This is a genomic window from Phenylobacterium sp. FG114, from assembly GCF_057809855.1.
Map to the genome: position 1 here is coordinate 58,443 of NZ_JBMDKU010000015.1, position 17,012 is coordinate 75,454.

Genomic DNA, 17,012 nt, shown 5'->3' on the forward strand with positions numbered 1-17,012 from the left:
CTCACTTGGTGAGGACCTTGTTGGCGATCCGGACCAGTTGTTCGGGATCGAAGGGCTTGGTCATCCAGCCGGTGGCGCCGGCGGCCTTGGCCTGGGCCTTCACGTCGCCGTCGCTCTCGGTCGAAAGGAACACGATCGGCGTGCCGACCACCTTACCCCGGGCGCGCAGCTGCTGGATCATGGTCAGGCCGTCCATGATCGGCATGTTCAGGTCGGTGATGATCAGGTCGAAGGCCCCGGCCTCGGCCTTCTCCAGGCCCTCCGAACCGTTGGTCGCTTCCGACACCGAGTAGCCGGCCGAGGTGAGCGCGATCTTGATCGCCTGGCGGATGCTGGCCGAGTCGTCGACCGTGAGGATGGAAGCCGTCATCTAAGCCACTCCAGCGTGGGTCCAGAATTGCAGTCGTTCGGCGTCGGCCGGATCGAGGAAGCCGCCGCGGTCCAGCACGTCGCGCAAGGCGCCGGCGGCCGGACCGGCCAGGCGCAAGGCCGCGCCCTGCCGAGCGCAAGAGGCGCGCGCGGACTCCACGAGCTGCACGAAGGAAAGGTCGGCGGCCGTGACCTCGGACACGTCGACGACCAGGTCGCCGCCCGCCGCCACCTCGGTGGAGAGGCGGGTCCAGGCCTGCGTGACATGCGGGATCGTGGCCGGCCCATCGAACGCGATCACGCGTTCGCCAGCGCTCTCATCCAGAGTATCGGCCAAAGTTCGTCCCCGATCGCGGGCGACAACTATGCAATTACAGGTCGCCCCCGACGCCGGTAGACTAGGGAGATGGTCTTGTTGTGCGGTTAATCGCCGTCGCGCCCACCAGATATGTCAGTAAACGCCGATATTCGAACTAAGACTGTTATGAGTTTGGACAGGATTTTCTCAGTTTAAAATTCAAATTCCCAAGTTATCTATTAGAATAGGAATGCGTCGGGGTGACGCAGGTCGCCGATTAGCGATTGTCGCACAACAGATCTAGTCTCGCCATTCATCCACAGGTTGTCCCACAACCATTGGGAAGGTGCGCGACGCGGCGAGGCCGCAACCGCCGCCGAGGCGGTTTGATCGAACACGTTCAATGAGATCGTCTAGCCTGTGGACAAGTTGTCGCAGGGGCGGGTTTCGGCTTGCCCGCGGCCGGGCTAGATCGTCGGGGCGTCGGAGGAGCGGGCTATGATGCGGGTGGCGCTGATCGGCTTCGGCGAGGTGGGCCAGACCCTGGCGGCAGACCTGACGGGCAAGGCCGAAATCTGGGCCTGGGACGTGGCGTTCGCCGATCCCCTCAGTTCCCCGAGCCGCGCCCTGCCCGGACATTCCGTTCGCGCCGCGGCGAGCGCGCCGGACGCCGTGCGCGACGCGGCCCTGATCGTCAGCGCCGTGACCGCGGATCAGGACCTTCCCGCCGCCCGGTCGGTGGGACCCCTGAGCGGCGCCTTTTTCCTGGATCTCAATTCGTGCTCGCCGGCCCAGAAGGTCGCCTCGGCGCAAGCCATCGAGGCCGCCGGCGGGCGCTATGTCGAGGCCGCGGTGATGAGCCCCATCGGACCGAAGCGCATCGCCTCGGCGATGCTGCTGGGCGGGCCGCACGCGAGGGACTTCCTGTCGCTCGGGCTTGGGCTCGGCTTCACGGGCGCGACCGCCTACTCCGAGGTCGTCGGCAAGGCCGCGGCCACCAAGCTGTGTCGTTCGGTGATGATCAAGGGCGTGGAGGCGCTACTGACCGAGTCTCTGCTGGCCGCTCGCCATTACGGCGTCGAGCAGGTGGTGCTAGGCTCGTTGTCCGACCTGCTGCCGCTCCCCGACTGGAACGGGACCGCCCAGTACATGATCTCGCGCAGCCTGGAGCATGGCGCGCGGCGCGCCGAGGAGATGCGCGAGGCGGCCCGGACGGTCGAGGAGGCTGGGGTCCCCGCGCCCATGAGCCATGCGATCGCCCAGCGCCAGGACTGGGCCGCCGGTCACCGCGCCGCGCTGTCTCCCGACCTCCCCGCCATGCTGGACGCCGTGATCGCCCGACTGGATGGGAAGTGACCTCGCATCGACCGGCGCCGAAATCGGCTTGGCGAGGCCGCGAGTCTGCGCCAATTTGCCGAAGTAAACGATTACATCGGGGAGGAAGCGCACCATGAAGGCGCAGATTCGGGGCGGCCATGCCTGCGGCTGAACCCTATGACGTGATCATCGTCGGCTCCGGAGCCGGCGGCGGGATGAGCGCCTACCACCTGACCAAGTCGGGGCTGAAGGTGCTGATGCTGGAGGCCGGGCGGAACTACGATCCGGCCACCGAGACCCCGATGTTCAACATCCCGGCCGAGGCGCCCCTTCGCGGGGTGGGCACGCCGGACAAGCCGTTCGGGTTCTACGACGCCACCGTCGATGGCGGCTGGGAAGTGCCGAACGAGCCCTACAGCGTGGCCGAGGGCTCGGAGCCCTTCACCTGGTGGCGGCCGCGGATGCTGGGCGGCCGGACCAACCACTGGGGCCGTATCTCGCTGCGCTTCGGGCCGCTCGACTTCAAGCCGCGCAGCCGCGACGGCCTGGGGGCCGACTGGCCGATCACCTACGACGACCTCGCGCCCTGGTACGACAAGACCGAGAAGCTGATCGGCGTCAGCGGCGCAGCCCCGCCCCGCAACCTGACCAACACGCCCGACTCCCCGCCCGGGTGCCTGATGGAGACGGCTCCGCCGCGCGCGTTCGAGCTGTTCTACGAGCGGGCGTTCAAGGCGATGGATATCCCGGTCGTGCCGATGCACGGCGCGGTGGTCACCCAGAAGATGGAGGGCCGCAACACCTGCCTCTTCGCCACCGCCTGCGGCCGCGGCTGCTCGATCGGCGCGAACTTCCAGTCGACGACGGTGCTGATCCCGCCGGCGATGGCGACGAAGAACCTGACCATCGCCACCAACGCCCTGGTCTACCAGGTGGACCTGGACACGAGCGGCAAGGCCAAGGGCGTCAGCTACGTCGACCGGGTGACCGGCGAGCACCACTCGGTGACCGCCAAGGCCGTGGTGCTGGCGGCAGGGTCGGGCGAGACGGCGCGGATCCTGCTGAATTCGAAGAGCTCGAAGTTCCCGGACGGCCTGTGCAACACGCACGGCATGGTCGGCCGCTACCTGATGGATAGCGTCGGCCTGACCGTGAACGGCCAGTTCCCGGCGCTGGAAGGCCTGCCGCCCACCAACGACGACGGCCAGGGCACCCAGCACCTCTATGTGCCGTGGTGGGGCTACGACCAGCATGAGGCGCTGGGCTTCCCGCGCGGCTATCACATCGAGATTAACGGCGGCCGGCGGATGCCGTCCATGGGCCTGGCCGGCCTGTTGCCCGAGGACGAGCTGAGCGTCGGCGACGACCTGCGCGGCAAGCTGCGCCAGCGGTTCGGCAGCGTCATCGGCTTCGACGGCCGGGGCGAGATGATCCCGAACGACGACTGCTACTGCGAGCTGGATCCCACGACCAAGGACAAGTGGGGCATCCCGGTGCTGCGCTTCCACTGGAAGTGGGGCGAGCACGAGACCCGGCAGGCGGCCCACATGGTCAAGACCTTCACCGAGGTCATCGACCGCCTGGGCGGCAAGACCCTGGGGAAGGTGGAGACCGACGGACGCAAGGCCATCTCCAAGGGCGGCGAGATGATCCACGAGGTGGGCACGGTGCGCATGGGCGCGTCCGACGCCGACTCGGTGGTGAACCAGTACGGCCAGGCCTGGGCCGTGCCCAACCTGTTCGTGACCGACGGCGCGGTCCTGGTCTCGAGCCCCGACAAGAACCCCACGCTGTCGATCCTGGCCCTGGCCTGGCGCTCCAGCGACCACCTCGCAACCCTCGCCAAGCAGGGGGCCCTATGAGCGACGACGCTCCGCAACCTTACGTCCGCAAGATCGACCGGCGGACGGCCCTCACCTGGATCGGCGTGGTCGGCGCGGCCGCCGCCGTTGGCACGGGCGTGGTGGTCTATGGTCCGAAGGTCGGCGGCAAGGCCGAGGCCAAGGGCTACGGGACCGACCCGAAGCTGGCCAAGCCCGAGAAGGCGCCGTGGCCGCGCCTGCTGTCCGACGAGGAGCTGCAGGCCGCCGCGATCCTTTCCGACTTCATCCTGCCGGCCAGCGGCGCCGCGCCGGCGGCCAGCGCCATCGGCGTGCCAGACTTCGTCGACGAGTGGGTCAGCGCGCCCTACCCCGACCAAGTGAAGGACCGCCCGGTGATCCGCGACGGGCTGAAGGCCCTGAGCAAGAAGGTCGCCAAGGCCGACGCGGCCGCCCGCCAGGCGGCGATGACCGAACTGGCGCAAGGCGGCGGGGAATTCTTCCGCCGGTTCCGGGCGCTGACCATCGGCGCCTATTACACGACCGAGGAAGGCTTCAAGGACATCGGCTACATCGGCAACATCGCCCGTGAAGTCGACGAGGGCCCGTCGGAGGCGGTGAAGGCGGCGCTGGAAGTCCAACTCAAGAAACTCGGCCTGTAGGAGGGCTTGCGATGAAAGCGATCATGCTCGGCCTCGCGATCGGGGCCGTGGCCACCGCCGCGCTGGCGGCGGACAACGTCCTCACGCCGGCCGAGAAGAAGGCCGGGTGGACGTTGCTGTTCGACGGCAAGTCGACGGCGGGCTGGCGCGGGTTCAAGGCCCCCGCGCCCGACGCCGGCTGGACCGCCAAGGGCGAGCTCAGCCCCGATCCGAAGACCTCCAAGGACATCATGACCAAGGAGAGCTTCGGCGACTTCGACCTGTCGTTCGACTGGAAGATCAGCCCCAAGGGCAATTCCGGCGTCATGTTCCACGTCACCGAGGCGGGCGAGGAGACCTACTGGAGCGGGCCGGAGTACCAGGTGCTGGACAACGCCCGCGGCGAGCCGCCGCCCGAGCAGGCCGGCGGCCTCTTCGCGCTCTATGCGCCGCAGGGCGCCAAGCCGAAGCCGGTGGGCGAGTTCAACCACTCCCGGCTCGTGGTCGACCATGGCAAGGTCGAGCACTGGTTGAACGGCGTGAAGGTGGCCAGCTACGACATGAACTCGGCCGACTTCAAGGCGCGGGTGGCGGCCAGCAAGTTCGCGCAGTGGCCGATGTTCGGCGCGTCGCCCACGGGCCACATCGCGCTGCAAAACCACGGCGACGCGGTGGCCTTCAAGAACCTGAAGATCCGGCGGCTGCCCTGACGGCGGCTGTTAGAGCCTGTCGGGTTCAGATGGACTCATCTGAACCCAATAGCCAGGCTTGATCTCTCTGATTTGGAGCGCGTTTTGGGGGCGAACCGGCATCCGCCTTCGCCCAGCGCGCTCTAGGTCGCCCAGCCGCGCCCGATTTCCTTCAGCGGCACGCAGCCGCGGTAGTCGCCCGGCACGGGGTCGTAGCGCAGGGCAATCGTGGCGCCGGGTTCGGATGTGAAGTAGCCCACCGTGACCAGCTCCTTCAGCCCCCGGAAGAAGGCCTTGCCCCCGCTGTCGTAGCCCGCCAGCAGCGCCTGCTGCTGGGCCGGGGTCAAGGCGGCGAAGGCGGCGCCGTGCGCCGACTTCGCATCGCGGTCGATCTGATCGAGACCGGCCTTGATCGCCGTCGCGTCGTCCGCCGTGGAATAGGTCGCCAGGGCGCGGTCGACGAACTGGGGCACGCCCGCGGCGCGGGCGCCGGGCGTGTCGGTGGCCGGAATGATCGACTCGCAGACCGCGTCCAGCGTCCGCGCCTGGTCGGGCGTGACGGCCTTCGGCGTCCAGGTGAGTGTGGGCGTGGCCTGGGCCAGGGCGCTGGCCGGCAGGACCAGGGCGGTCCAGAGCGCGCCGAACGACAGCGCGGCTTGACGACGGTTCAGCATCCTAGAGCTCTCCCCGCTTCTTGGCCTCGACGGCGTGCGCCGCCGCCCGCGCCGTCAGCGCCATATAGGTCAGCGACGGGTTCACGCAGGAGGCCGAGGTCATGGCCGCCCCGTCGGTGACGTAGACGTTCTTGCACTCGTGCACCTGGTTGTGCGCATTCAGCACCGAGGTCTTGGGATCGCGGCCCATGCGCGCGGTGCCCATCTCGTGGATGCCGAGCCCTGGCGAATAGCCCTGGTCGCCGGCGATCACCTTCTTGAAGCCCGCCGCTTCCAGCATCTCGGCCGCGGCGGAGGCCATGTCCTTGCGCATCGCCTTCTCGTTCTCGCGGATGGAGACGTCGAAGGTGAGCGTCGGCAAGCCGTACTTGTCGGTCTTGGCCTTGTTCAGGGTCACGCGGTTGTCGGAATAGGGCAGGATCTCGCCGAAGCCGCCCAGACGGAACATCCACGGGCCCGGCTGGCTCAGCGCCGCCTTGCGGTCGGCCCCGACGCCTGCGACCGGGCGATCCCAGCCCTGGCGGCCCGCGCCGCCCTGGTAGCCGTAGCCGCGCAGGAAGTCCTTCCGCGCGCTGGCGGCGTCGCCCAGGTTGCGGAAGCGCGGCACATAGATGCCGTTCGGCCGCCGCCCCGAGTAGTACATGTCCTCATAGCCTGGGACCTCGGCCACGGCGCCGACGCCCAGGTGGTGGTCCATGACGTTGCGGCCCAGTTGGTCGCTGCCGTTGCCGAAGCCGTTGGGGAAGCGACTGCTCGTCGAGTTCAGCATGATCCAGGCGGTGCTCAGCGCCGAGGCGCAGAGGAAGATCACCTCGGCGTAGAATTCGGTCTGCTCCCCGGTCTGCTCGTCGGTGACGCGGACGCCGGTGGCCTTGTTCTTCTTCGGGTCGAAGATCAGTTCGGTGACGATCGAGTTCGGCCGGATCTTCAGGTTTCCGGTCCGCTCGGCCGACACCAGGGTCGCGGCGTTCGAGCTGAAGTAGGCGCCGAAGGGGCAGCCGCGGATGCAGAGGTTGCGGTTCTGGCACTTGCCACGCCCCAGCGCGATCTGCTCCTCGGTGGGCGCGGTCAGGTGGGCGGCGCGGCCGATGGTGATGCGGCGGTTGAGGCGCTGCTCGACGCTGGCCTTGAAGGCCTTCTCGACGCAATTCATCTCCATCGGCGGCTGGAATTGGCCGTCCGGAAGCTGCGCCAGGCCTTCGTTCTGGCCGCTTACGCCGATGTAGCGCTCGACATGGTCGTACCAGGGCGCGAGGTCCTCGTAGCGGATGGGCCAGTCCACCGCGATCCCCTCGCGGGCGTTGGCCTCGAAGTCGATCGGGCTGTGGCGATAGCTCTGCCGGCCCCAGGTGATCGAGCGGCCGCCCACGTGGTGGCTGCGGATCCAGTCGAACGACTTGGTCTCGGTGTAGGGGTTCTCGTCGTCGCGAATGAACAGATTTTCGGTGTATTCGGTGATCGTGTAGCCGGTGCGCTGCTGGACCTTGTAGCGGGAATCCAGCTCGGCCTTGGGCAACTTGCCGCGCGGGTATTTCGTCTCCCACGGATTGGTCTGGGCGGTGGTGTAGTCCTCGATGTGGCGCAGCATACGGCCGCGTTCCAGCACCAGGGTCTTCAGCCCCTTCTCGGTCAGCTCCTTGGCGGCCCAGCCGCCCGAGATGCCGCTGCCCACGACGATGGCGTCATAGGTGTTCTCGGCTTTCGCCCGGGTGTTGAGATTGGCCATATCCCGCCCCTTCCGCAGCCCGGCACGGCGCTCCGGCGGGCTATCATTCGTTGGCTTCTAGGTTCCATGAAATCGATTACACTGCAAGACGCCAACGATAGACACTGGGGAGGTTTTCGATGCGGCGCATTTTGTGGGTTCTGATGGCCGCCATGGCGACGCTGGCGGCGCCGGCTCAGGCCTCTGCGCAGAAGGCCGGTCCCTGGAAGCCGATCTTCAACGGCAAGACGCTGGACGGCTGGACCGCCAAGATCGCGCGCCACCCGGTCGGCGAAAACTGGCGCGACACCTTCATCGCCAAGGACGGCGCGATCCAGGTCTCCTACGCCGGCTACGACAAGTTCGCCCTGCAGTTCGGCCACCTGTTCTACAAGACGCCGTTCAAGGCCTATCGCCTGCGCCTGCAGTACAAGGTGCTGGAGCCGCCGCTGCCCGACACCCCGGCCTGGGCGCGCGGCAACAGCGGGGTGATGTTCCACAGCCAGAGCGCCGAGAGCATGGGGCTGAACCAGCCCTTCCCGGTCTCGGTGGAGTTCCAGATCCTGGGCAAAGACGGGGACGGGCCGCGCCCGACCGGATCGGTCTGCACGCCCGGCGTCAGCATCACGCTGCTGGACGCGAAGGGCGAGGGCAAGCGCCAGGCCGAGCATTGCACGACCTCGACCGGCCCGACGATCCCCAACGGGACCTGGACGAAGCTGGAACTGGAGGTCCTGCCGAATGGACGGATCACCGAGAAGATCAATGGCGTGGTGGTCCACCGCTACGCCGACGTGGCGCTCGATCCGAACGACCCGATGGCGGCGGCCGACGCCAAGCGCCTGATCGCCGAGCGCGGCGGCGTGCTGCCGGTGACGGAGGGCTACATCGCCCTCCAGAGCGAGGGCCATCCGATCGCGTTCAAGGACATCGAGGTGCAGGAGCTGAAGTAGCCGGCGGCTTCAAGCTCCAGCTTCGACACCAAACCGCCCACCTCGGCGCGCTTCCTCCCCCGTTCGTCAGGGCGGGAGGCCGCGTACGCATGCCGAATGTCGTGTTCATCAGCCCCAAGGGCGGCGCGGGCAAGACCACCGCCGCCGTGACCCTGGCCGTAGCGCTGGCCGCGCGCGGTCAGCGCGTGGCGATGATCGACTCCGACCCGAACAAGCCCCTGGTGCGCTGGGCCAACCTGCCCAATCGCTGCGACGCGATCAGCATCCATCCCGCGCCCACCGTCCCCGATATCCGCGACGCCGCGCGCGAGGCCCAGCGGCGCGATCCCGACTGGGTCATCCTTGACACCGAAGGCACCGAGCGCGGCACGGCGGTGCTGGCCGCCCTGCGCTTCGACCTGGCGCTGACGCCCCTGGCCGGCTCGCACCTGGAACTGGCCGAGGCGATCAAGGCGGCCGAGATCATCCGGTCCTTCGCCGGCCGCGCCGGCCGGCAGATCCCGCACCGAGCAGTCCTCAACCGCGTGCCGACCGCCATCAAACCCCGGCTGCTGCGCAGCATCGTCTCCGAACTGCGCAACGCCGGCGTCCAGATCCTGCCGACGCCGCTGCTGGAGAAGGAGGCGTTCCGCGCCCTCTTCCAGCTCGGCGGCGGCTTCGATGTCCTGCAGCGCCATGCGGTGCACGGCGCCGCCCAGGCCCGCGAGAACGCCGAGGCCTACGTGGACGACATCCTCGACATCGTCAGCCCCGCCGCCGCGGGCCAGTCGACCGCCCTCGAGGCGCGCCCGAGCTGACGGGAGCCATCCAGATTCTTCCTCTCCCGGGGAGCGGGAAAGGACGGTCCGCGCCCTACAAGCCCAGCAGCCGGCGGTTGGCCGCGGCGTCGACGCCCGAGGCGGCGAAGTCGTCGAAGGCGTGGGGGGTGACGCGGATGATGTGGTCGCGGATGAAGGGCGCGCCTTCGCGGGCGCCGTCCTCGGGGTGCTTCAGCGCGCACTCCCACTCCAGCACCGCCCAGCCCGGATAATCGTAGGCCGCCAGCTTCGAGAAGATCGCGCCGAAATCCACCTGGCCGTCGCCCAGCGAACGGAAGCGGCCGGGGCGGTCGACCCAGCCCTGGTAGCCGCCATAGACGCCCGAGCGGCCGTTCGGCCGGAACTCGGCGTCCTTCACGTGGAAGGCGCGGATCCGCTCATGGTAGCGGTCGATGTAGTCCAGGTAGTCGAGCTGCTGCAGCACGAAGTGGCTGGGGTCGAACAGCAGGCAGGCGCGCGGGTGCCCGCCCACCTCGTCCAGGAACCGCTCGTAGGTCGCTCCGTCGTGCAGGTCCTCGCCCGGATGGATCTCGTAGCAGGCGTCGACGCCGCACTCGTCGAACACGTCGAGGATCGGCTTCCAGCGCCGGCCGAGCTCGGCGAAGGCTTCCTCGACCAGGCCCGCCGGCCGCTGCGGCCAGGGGTAGACGTAGGGCCAGGCCAGGGCGCCGGAGAACGTGGCGTGCGCCGTGAGGCCCAGGCGCTGGCTGGCCTTGGCCGCCGCCTTCACCTGGCGCACAGCCCACTCCTGCCGCGCCTGCGGCTTGCCGCGCAGTTCCGGCGGCGCGAAGCCGTCGAACAGTTCGTCGTAGGCCGGGTGCACGGCCACGAGCTGACCCTGCAGGTGGGTGGAGAGCTCGGTGATCTGCAGGCCGTGCTGGGCCAGGACACCCGCGATGTCGTCGCAATAGGCCTGGCTCTCGGCCGCACGCTCCAGGTCGAAGAAGGAGTCCGCGCCGCCCGTCGGCATCTGCACGCCGACATAGCCTAGGCCGGCGACCCATTCGGCCATGGTCTCGAGCTTGTTGAACGGCGCTTCGGTCCCGATGAACTGGGCGAGGAAGATGCCGGGGCCTTTGAGGGTCTTCACGTCAGGCTCCTTGCAAGTCGACCCAACCGTCGCCCGCGCGGCTGGCGGCCACGGCGGTTTCGACAAAGGCCATGCCGCGCACGCCGTCGGCGATGCCGGGGACCAGGCCCGTGTCGGCGCGGCCCTGGGCGATCGCATCGGCGAAGTCGCGGTAGAGGTTGGCGAAGGCCTCGACGAAGCCTTCGGGGTGTCCGGTGGGAATACGGGTGGCGGCCTGCGCCGCCGCGCCGAGGTAGCCCGAACCCGCATGCAGCGTCTGGCTGGGACCTTCCAGCCAGTCGATGGTCAGCTCGGTGTGGCGCTCGTGGCTCCAGGTGAGCCCGCCCTTCTCGCCATAGACCTGGATGTTGAGGTTGTTGCGGGCGCCGGCCGAGATCTGCGAGGCCACCAGCACGCCACGCGCGCCGCCGGCGAAGCGCAGCAGCAGGTTGGCGTCGTCGTCGAGCGCCCGGCCGGCCACGACGGTCGCCACATCGGCGCACAGTCGCTCGACCGGCGCGCCGCCGACGAACTCCGCCAGGTTGAAGGCGTGGGTGCCGATGTCGCCGATGCAGCCGCCAGCGCCCGAGCGCCTGGGGTCCGAGCGCCATTCAGCCTGCTTGCTGCCCTCGCGCTCGATGGCGCGCGACAGCCAGCCCTGGGAATACTGAACCACGATCTTGCGAACCGCGCCCAGGTCGCCGCGGCGCACGATGTCGCGCGCCTCGCGCACCATGGGATAGCCCGTATAGACGTGCGTGAGTCCATAGAGCCGGCCTGAGCCGGCCACCACCTTGGCCAGGGCCTTCGCCTCGGCTAGGTCCAGCGTCGCCGGCTTGTCGCTCATCACATGCAGCCCGGCCTTGAGCGCCGCCGAAGCCACGTCGAAATGCAGGTGGTTGGGGGTCACCACCGCCACCATCTGCGCGCCGTCGGGGCGGGCGGCCTCGGCGGTCATCATGGCGTGGTAGTCGTCGTAGGCCCGCTCCGCCGCCACGCCCCAGGCCTGCGCCTGCGCCGCGTTCTTGCCGGCGTCGCGGCTGAAGGCGCCCGCGACCAGCCGGATGCGGCCATCCAGTTCAGCCGCCATGCGGTGCACGGGCCCGATGAACGAGCCCGGGCCGCCGCCCACCATGGCCAACCGGATAGGCGCCGCCGTCGTCACGCCACGAGGCTCGCCAGGTAGTCGTGGCTGATCTTGGCCGCCTCGATGCGGGGCCGCGCGAACGGCGGCTCCTGCTCGACGTAGAAGCCGCGCACCCCGGCGGCGTAGGCGGCCGGCAGTAGGGTCTTCCAAGGCAGCTTGCCCGAACCAACCTCGGTCGGGTCCATCTTCAGTTCGAAGTTGGGCTGGGTGTCGGCCTTGATGTCCTTCACGTGCATCAGGCTGAAGCGGCCCTTGTGCTTGGCGAAGAAGGCGGCAGGGTCGACGCCGGCGGCGGCCACCCAACCCACGTCCAGTTCGAAGGTGATCAGCTTCGGATCGGTGCGCTGGATCATGATCTCCAGCCCCGTCGTGTCGCCCAGCGGCAGGAACTCGAAGTTGTGGTTGTGGTAGCCGACCTTGATCCCCGACTTCGCCAGGACGGCCGCTTTCTCGCTCAGGAAGTCGGCGTTCATCTTCCAGTCGTCGGCGGTGAGCTGGGTCAGCACCTCCCGCAGCCCTTTTCCCTGCAGCCGGTCGGGGATGTAGGGGCTGGGCATGACGGCGTTCTTCACGCCGATGGCGGTGAGGTTCTCGGCCAGCTTGCCGAGATCGCCGTCCAGTTGGCCGCGGCCCTGGACGTGGATGCTGGTGCAGGAGAGGCCCGCGGCGTCCAGCGACGCGCGCATCTGGGCGCCGGTCTTGCCGAACAGGCTGTGCAGTTCGACGCTCTTGTAGCCGATGCCGGCGATCGCCTTGAGCGTGCCGTCCAGGTCCTTCGCCGCCTCGGGCGCCAGGGTGTAGAGCTGGATGCCGACCTGCAGGCCGTGGCGCTTGAAGAACGGCTGGGCCGCCGCGCTGGCGCCGCCGGCGGTCATCGCGGCGATCCCGGCCGCGAGGAACGCGCGGCGGTCGAGGGCTTGCAGGCTGTTGCGCATGGCGCGTCTCCTCGGAAGTCTTGGGTCATGCCACCGCCACGCTCTCGGGCGCGCGGGTCGGTGGGCGGAAGGCCAGGGCCAGCAGCAGCACGGCGACCAGCGCCATGCCGGTGGGGACCAGGAACAGGCTCTGGTAGTCGACCGCGCCGGTGGCGGGGTCCCTCAGGCGGCCCATCAGCGACGGGAAGAGGAAGCTGGCCACCACATTTCCGATCCCCAGGATCAGCAGGTTGAACAGGCCCTGGGCGCTGGAGCGGACGTCCTTCGGGAAGGCGGCGTCGACGAAGATGTACACGGTCGCGAAGAAGAAGGCGTAGCAGATGCCGTGCAGGAGCTGGACGGCGATGATGGTCGGCACGCTGTCGGCAGCGAAGGCGAAGACCGCGAAGCGCGCCGCGTGTCCCAGCACGCCGATGATCATGGTGGCCTTCCAGCCCAGCCGGATCAGGACGCCGCCCAGGATGAACATGGTCACGATCTCGGCCAGTTGGCCCAGGCTCAGCACCACCATCGACAGGTTGCCGGCGATGCCCACGCGATCTGTGAGGAAGGCGTCGGCCATCACGAAGTAGCCGTTGTGGATCACGCTATCGATGAAGGTGACCAGGAACAGCACCGCCACGAACGGGACGCGCAGCAGCTTGATCGCCTCGCGCCAGGCCAGCGGGTCGGCGCCGGCGGCGTCCTTCTTCGGCGGCGTGTGCGGCAGCGTCAGGCTGTAGGCGGCGAGCGCGAACGAGACGATGGCGGCGACGATGAAGATCCAGCGGATCTGCTCGGGGCCGGAATGCGCGCCCAGCAGGAAAACGAACGGCCAGGAGACCAGCATCCACCCCACCGTGCCGCCCATGCGGACCGCGCCGAAGTCCTTGGCCGGATCGGCCAAGTTGGCGAAGGCGATGGAGTTGGAGACCGACAGCGTCGGCACATAGACCAGGCTGAAGCCGAGGTAGCAGGCGAAGAACGGCCAGAAGCTGGTGGTGAAGGCGCAGCCCAGCAGGGCCAGGCCGCCGATCAGGTGGCTGGCCGCCATGAACCGCTCGGCGGAGAAGCTGCGGTCGGCGAACTGGTTGGAGAAGAAGATGCCCGCCAGGGCGGCCACGCCCCACGAGCTGCCGACCAGCGATTGCTGCCACGGCGCAAAGCCGAGCATGCCCATGTACGGGAACAGCTTCGGCGCCCACGCGCCCCAGACGGCGAGCTGGAGCACCATCATCAGGAAAAGCCGCGCCTGCTGCGTCATACCCTGGCCCCTCCCGACAGGCCTGCGGCGGAGCATCTCTGGAGTCGGCGCCGTCCGCGATGTAATCGATTTCACGGATAGCAAAGGCGCCTGAGGCAGGCAACTGCCCAGCCGCCCCCTGCAATGGGGAGACGCGGCCTTGAATTGCCCGGTCGGCCTCGCCAGTGTCGGCCATGGCCACGATTCAGGACGTCGCCCGGAGCGCCGGGGTCTCCACCGCGACGGTGTCGCGCGTCTTGAGCGCGCCGGAACTGGTCGCCGAACCGACCCGCCGGAAGGTGATGGCCGCCGTCGCCGAGCTCGGCTACGCGCCGAACCAAGCGGCGAAGATGCTGCGGACGCTCAGGACCGAGAAGATCCTGGTGACGGTGCCGGACATCTCGAACCCGTTCTTCTCGCAGGTGATCCGCGGCGTCGAGCAGGCCGCCCAGGCGGCGGGGTATTCCGTGCTGCTGGGCGACACCCGCCATGAGGCCGAGCGCGAAGAGCGCTATGGCGAGATGCTGCGCCGCAAAGAGGCCGACGGCCTGATCTTCCTGGGCCATCGGCTGCCCGACTCGCTGGCCGAGATCGTGCAGGCGCAGGGCCCCCGGGCGCCCATCGTCAACGGTTGCGAGTACAGCCCCGAACTCCCAGTCTCGAGCGCGCACATCGACAACGAGCGCGCCGCGGCCGAGGCGATGGAGCACCTCTATGGCCTGGGCCACACCCGCATCGGGGTGATCACCGGCCCGCTGGCCAGCCCCATCAGCCGCGACCGCCTGGCCGGCGTGCATGCCGCCGCCGACGCACGGGGGCAGGACGCGGCGCTGCGCGTGGCGACCGGCGACTTCTCCATCGAAGCGGGCGTGCGCGAAACCCTGGCGCTCCTCGACGGCGAGCCGGGCCTGACCGCCCTGTTCTGTTTCAGCGACGAGATGGCGATGGGTGCGCTCGACGCCCTGCGCCAGCGAGGGCTGCGCTGCCCCGAGGATGTGTCGTTGGTGGGCTTCGACGACATCCGCTTCGCCAAGCACCTCAATCCGGCCCTGACCACCGTCGCCCAGCCGATGGACCTGCTGGGGCAGGAGGCGGTTCGGATCCTGCTGGAGATCTTCGCAGGCGGCGTCGGCGAGTTCCAGCAGGTCACCCTGCCCCACCGGCTGGTGGTGCGCGGCAGTACGGCCGCGGCGCGCTAGCCCGGCTGGGGCGAGAACCTTGCCACGAGGTCGTAGGCCTCGCCCGGGAAGGTGAGCCGCACATGGGTGATGCGCTCGTCGCCGCGCCAGGTCCGACGCTCCAGCACCAGGCAGGCGGCGGTCGGTGGGATGCCCAGGACGGTGGCCGAGGCCTTTTGCGGATGGGCGGCGCTGATCCGGTGCTCCGCCTCGGTCCAGGGCACATGGCTCAGGAGCCAGCCGCCCGGCGGCTGCTGCGCGAAGTCGACCTCGACGGCCTCGGGCACAGCGGCGAGGTTGATCAGGCGCTCCTCCAGCCCGAACGGCCGCCCGGCGGCCCGGTGCAGGCAGCGCAAGGCGAGCACCCGCGCAGGCCGATCGAGCCCCAGAGCCTCGGCCTCGTCGGTCGTCGCGATCCGCGCCGCCCGGCCCAGCAGTTCGTAGCCGTACGCCTCACCCCTCGCGGTCACCTCGGCGGCGATGTCGGGGATGTCCAGCACCACGGAATGGATGCGCGGGCGCGAGACGAACGAGCCGGCCTTGCGCCGCCGCACGATCAGGCCCTGTTCGGCGAGCGGGGCGAGGGCCTTGTTCACCGTCATCCTCGAACAGCCGTACTCCGCCATGAGTTCGTGCTCGGGCGGCACGCGATGACCCGGCGGCCAGGCGCCGGAGCGGATGCGTTCGGAGATCTCGGTCCGGATGCGCTTGTGGAGCGCGCCGTCGCTCATCGGGCCACCAGCCGGGACAGTACGGCGCGGTAGCGCGCGGCGATCCGGTCGCGAGCATGGTGGCGGCCGTCCTGCACGACGCGGCGCCCTCGGCGCCACACATGCTCAACCGGCCCGGCGGCGAAGATGCGGCTGTCCAGCCAGGCGTCGCCGGAACAGCCGACGTAGGCCTCATGATCGACGGGGAAGCTCACGATGTCGGCCGGCGAGCCCAGCGCCAGCCCCGCGGCCCGTGGCGCGCCCAGAGCCTGGCCCCCGCCGACGAGCGCCTTGCAATAGAGCGAGGCTCCGGTCGACGCGCCCTCACCGGAAGCCAGGACATTGCGCGCGCGCCGGGTCAGCCGCTGCCCGTACTCCAGCAGGCGCAGTTCCTCGGCCGGATCGATACGCACGTTGGAGTCCGAGCCGACGCCGAACGCGCCGCCCTCCCCCAGATAGCGGGCGGCCGGGAAGACGCCGTCGCCCAGGTTGGCCTCGGTGATCGGGCAGAGCCCGGCGACCGCGCCGCGGGTCGCCATGCGCCGCCGCTCCACGTCGGTGATGTGGGTGGCATGGACCAGGCACCAGCGGTCGTCGACGGGGAAGCGGTCCTGCAGCCACTCGACCGGGCGGGCGCCGCTCCAGGCCAGGCAATCGTCCACCTCCTTCACCTGCTCGGCGATGTGGATGTGGATCGGCTGGGCCAGGGCGCTGACGACCCGCAGCTCGTCCTCGGTGACGGCGCGCAGACTGTGCGGCGCGACGCCGACCACGGCGTCTGAGAGGCCGCGGACGGTCGCGCGGGTGGCGTCGTGCAGGCGCTGGTAGCCGTCGACGTCGTTGACGAACCGCCGCTGGCCCGCGGTGGGCGCCGCGCCGCCGAAGCCGGAGTGGGCATAAAAGACCGGGAGCAGGGTGAGGCCGATGCCCGTCTCGTCGGCCGCCGCCGCGATGCGGGCGGCCATCTCCGCCGGGTTCGCGTAGGGCGTCCCGTCCGGGCCGTGGTGCAGGTAGTGGAACTCGCCGACCCGGGTGAAGCCGGTCTCCAGCATCTCCAGGAAGGCCTGGGCGGCGATGGCCTCCACGTCGTCGGGCGTCAGGTCGCCTACGAAGCGGTACATCAGTTCGCGCCAGGTCCAGAAACTATCGCCCTCCGGGCCCCGCAGCTCAGTGAGGCCGGCCATGGCGCGCTGGAAGGCGTGGCTGTGCAGGTTGGGCAGGCCGGGCGCCGCGATGCCGCCGCGGTCGTCGCCGGGCTGCGGGTCGACGCCCGTGAACACGGAAGAGATCGCGCCATCGATCGTTTCGACGCGCACGCGGTCGGCCCAGCCATCGGTCGTCAGGGCGTGTTCGAACCAGAGCGCGGGGTCGGCCATGACCTTTCCTCAGCCGCGTCGCGCGGGCTCGCAAGCGGCACTTATGTCTATACAATAAAGAGCCCTCGCGCTAGGTTGCCGGCCGGGATTG

At 69.3% G+C, this 17,012-nt stretch carries 17 protein-coding genes; 7 read left to right on the forward strand and 10 right to left on the reverse strand.

What is annotated here, in order from left to right:
- Position 1: 1 nt before the first annotated feature.
- Both ACODSY_RS21725 and ACODSY_RS21730 read right to left on the reverse strand, forming a co-directional pair.
- Complete coding sequence (locus ACODSY_RS21725; protein ID WP_488953978.1) at positions 2 to 370, reverse strand: response regulator; 369 nt, start codon at positions 368 to 370, stop codon at positions 2 to 4.
- Positions 371 to 706: an STAS domain-containing protein gene (locus ACODSY_RS21730; protein ID WP_488953979.1), complete on the reverse strand. Its 336-nt coding sequence runs from the start codon at positions 704 to 706 to the stop codon at positions 371 to 373.
- A gap of 459 nt (positions 707 to 1,165) precedes the next feature.
- Here ACODSY_RS21730 and ACODSY_RS21735 point away from each other — a divergent pair, with 459 nt between their 5' ends.
- The 4 genes from ACODSY_RS21735 to ACODSY_RS21750 all read left to right on the forward strand — a co-directional run bounded on the left by ACODSY_RS21735 (position 1,166) and on the right by ACODSY_RS21750 (position 5,155).
- Positions 1,166 to 2,023, forward strand: coding sequence for an NAD(P)-dependent oxidoreductase (locus ACODSY_RS21735; protein WP_488953980.1), 858 nt, complete (start codon positions 1,166 to 1,168; stop codon positions 2,021 to 2,023).
- A 119-nt stretch (positions 2,024 to 2,142) separates the two neighbouring features.
- The gene (locus tag ACODSY_RS21740; protein WP_488953981.1) at positions 2,143 to 3,846 is read left to right on the forward strand and encodes a GMC family oxidoreductase; all 1,704 of its coding nucleotides are present in this window, start codon (positions 2,143 to 2,145) and stop codon (positions 3,844 to 3,846) included.
- A complete protein-coding gene (locus ACODSY_RS21745) occupies positions 3,843 to 4,466 on the forward strand; it encodes a gluconate 2-dehydrogenase subunit 3 family protein (RefSeq protein WP_488953982.1) in 624 nt (207 codons plus the stop codon). Before ACODSY_RS21740 ends, ACODSY_RS21745 begins: the two co-directional genes overlap by 4 nt.
- A gap of 11 nt (positions 4,467 to 4,477) precedes the next feature.
- The gene (locus tag ACODSY_RS21750; protein ID WP_488953983.1) at positions 4,478 to 5,155 is read left to right on the forward strand and encodes a 3-keto-disaccharide hydrolase; all 678 of its coding nucleotides are present in this window, start codon (positions 4,478 to 4,480) and stop codon (positions 5,153 to 5,155) included.
- A 122-nt stretch (positions 5,156 to 5,277) separates the two neighbouring features.
- Here the strand turns inward: ACODSY_RS21750 and ACODSY_RS21755 are convergent, their stop codons facing one another.
- Positions 5,278 to 5,808, reverse strand: a complete 531-nt coding sequence (locus ACODSY_RS21755; RefSeq protein WP_488953984.1) for a gluconate 2-dehydrogenase subunit 3 family protein — start codon at positions 5,806 to 5,808, stop codon at positions 5,278 to 5,280.
- Between the two features lies 1 nt (position 5,809).
- Positions 5,810 to 7,534, reverse strand: coding sequence for a GMC oxidoreductase (locus ACODSY_RS21760; protein ID WP_488953985.1), 1,725 nt, complete (start codon positions 7,532 to 7,534; stop codon positions 5,810 to 5,812).
- Positions 7,535 to 7,653: 119 nt separating this feature from the next.
- Between ACODSY_RS21760 and ACODSY_RS21765 the strand changes: the two genes are divergently transcribed.
- Positions 7,654 to 8,466, forward strand: a complete 813-nt coding sequence (locus ACODSY_RS21765) for a 3-keto-disaccharide hydrolase (protein WP_488953986.1) — start codon at positions 7,654 to 7,656, stop codon at positions 8,464 to 8,466.
- A gap of 89 nt (positions 8,467 to 8,555) precedes the next feature.
- Complete coding sequence (locus ACODSY_RS21770) at positions 8,556 to 9,263, forward strand: nucleotide-binding protein (RefSeq protein ID WP_488953987.1); 708 nt, start codon at positions 8,556 to 8,558, stop codon at positions 9,261 to 9,263.
- 55 nt (positions 9,264 to 9,318) lie between these two features.
- Here the strand turns inward: ACODSY_RS21770 and ACODSY_RS21775 are convergent, their stop codons facing one another.
- From ACODSY_RS21775 to ACODSY_RS21790, 4 genes are read right to left on the reverse strand one after another with little or no spacing between them, the layout of a single operon-like run.
- A complete protein-coding gene (locus ACODSY_RS21775; protein ID WP_488953988.1) occupies positions 9,319 to 10,374 on the reverse strand; it encodes a sugar phosphate isomerase/epimerase family protein in 1,056 nt (351 codons plus the stop codon).
- Between the two features lies 1 nt (position 10,375).
- A complete protein-coding gene (locus tag ACODSY_RS21780; RefSeq protein ID WP_488954074.1) occupies positions 10,376 to 11,488 on the reverse strand; it encodes a Gfo/Idh/MocA family protein in 1,113 nt (370 codons plus the stop codon).
- A gap of 26 nt (positions 11,489 to 11,514) precedes the next feature.
- Entirely contained in the window at positions 11,515 to 12,435 is a 921-nt protein-coding gene (locus ACODSY_RS21785; protein WP_488953989.1) for a sugar phosphate isomerase/epimerase family protein, read from the reverse strand.
- A 25-nt stretch (positions 12,436 to 12,460) separates the two neighbouring features.
- A complete protein-coding gene (locus ACODSY_RS21790) occupies positions 12,461 to 13,678 on the reverse strand; it encodes an MFS transporter (RefSeq protein WP_488953990.1) in 1,218 nt (405 codons plus the stop codon).
- A 173-nt stretch (positions 13,679 to 13,851) separates the two neighbouring features.
- Here ACODSY_RS21790 and ACODSY_RS21795 point away from each other — a divergent pair, with 173 nt between their 5' ends.
- On the forward strand, positions 13,852 to 14,856 hold the full coding sequence (locus tag ACODSY_RS21795; RefSeq protein WP_488953991.1) for a LacI family DNA-binding transcriptional regulator: 1,005 nt from the start codon (positions 13,852 to 13,854) through the stop codon (positions 14,854 to 14,856).
- Here the strand turns inward: ACODSY_RS21795 and hutC are convergent.
- On the reverse strand, positions 14,853 to 15,566 hold the full coding sequence (gene hutC / locus ACODSY_RS21800; RefSeq protein WP_488953992.1) for a histidine utilization transcriptional repressor HutC: 714 nt from the start codon (positions 15,564 to 15,566) through the stop codon (positions 14,853 to 14,855). The genes ACODSY_RS21795 and hutC overlap by 4 nt on opposite strands.
- Complete coding sequence (locus tag ACODSY_RS21805) at positions 15,563 to 16,921, reverse strand: formimidoylglutamate deiminase (protein ID WP_488953993.1); 1,359 nt, start codon at positions 16,919 to 16,921, stop codon at positions 15,563 to 15,565. Before ACODSY_RS21805 ends, hutC begins: the two co-directional genes overlap by 4 nt.
- Positions 16,922 to 17,012 lie beyond the last annotated feature (91 nt).

Excerpts from the sequence above, each read along its gene's own strand:
- ACODSY_RS21755 (WP_488953984.1), bottom strand. The coding sequence starts at position 5,808 with ATGCTGAACCGTCGTCAAGCCGCGCTGTCGTTCGGCGCGCTCTGGACC.
- ACODSY_RS21790 (WP_488953990.1), bottom strand. The coding sequence starts at position 13,678 with ATGACGCAGCAGGCGCGGCTTTTCCTGATGATGGTGCTCCAGCTCGCC.
- ACODSY_RS21745 (WP_488953982.1), top strand. The coding sequence starts at position 3,843 with ATGAGCGACGACGCTCCGCAACCTTACGTCCGCAAGATCGACCGGCGG.
- ACODSY_RS21760 (WP_488953985.1), bottom strand. The coding sequence starts at position 7,534 with ATGGCCAATCTCAACACCCGGGCGAAAGCCGAGAACACCTATGACGCC.
- ACODSY_RS21735 (WP_488953980.1), top strand. The coding sequence starts at position 1,166 with ATGATGCGGGTGGCGCTGATCGGCTTCGGCGAGGTGGGCCAGACCCTG.
- ACODSY_RS21740 (WP_488953981.1), top strand. The coding sequence starts at position 2,143 with ATGCCTGCGGCTGAACCCTATGACGTGATCATCGTCGGCTCCGGAGCC.
- ACODSY_RS21780 (WP_488954074.1), bottom strand. The coding sequence starts at position 11,488 with ATGGTGGGCGGCGGCCCGGGCTCGTTCATCGGGCCCGTGCACCGCATG.
- ACODSY_RS21795 (WP_488953991.1), top strand. The coding sequence starts at position 13,852 with ATGGCCACGATTCAGGACGTCGCCCGGAGCGCCGGGGTCTCCACCGCG.
- ACODSY_RS21785 (WP_488953989.1), bottom strand. The coding sequence starts at position 12,435 with ATGCGCAACAGCCTGCAAGCCCTCGACCGCCGCGCGTTCCTCGCGGCC.
- ACODSY_RS21725 (WP_488953978.1), bottom strand. The coding sequence starts at position 370 with ATGACGGCTTCCATCCTCACGGTCGACGACTCGGCCAGCATCCGCCAG.
- ACODSY_RS21765 (WP_488953986.1), top strand. The coding sequence starts at position 7,654 with ATGCGGCGCATTTTGTGGGTTCTGATGGCCGCCATGGCGACGCTGGCG.
- hutC (WP_488953992.1), bottom strand. The coding sequence starts at position 15,566 with ATGAGCGACGGCGCGCTCCACAAGCGCATCCGGACCGAGATCTCCGAA.
- ACODSY_RS21750 (WP_488953983.1), top strand. The coding sequence starts at position 4,478 with ATGAAAGCGATCATGCTCGGCCTCGCGATCGGGGCCGTGGCCACCGCC.
- ACODSY_RS21770 (WP_488953987.1), top strand. The coding sequence starts at position 8,556 with ATGCCGAATGTCGTGTTCATCAGCCCCAAGGGCGGCGCGGGCAAGACC.
- ACODSY_RS21805 (WP_488953993.1), bottom strand. The coding sequence starts at position 16,921 with ATGGCCGACCCCGCGCTCTGGTTCGAACACGCCCTGACGACCGATGGC.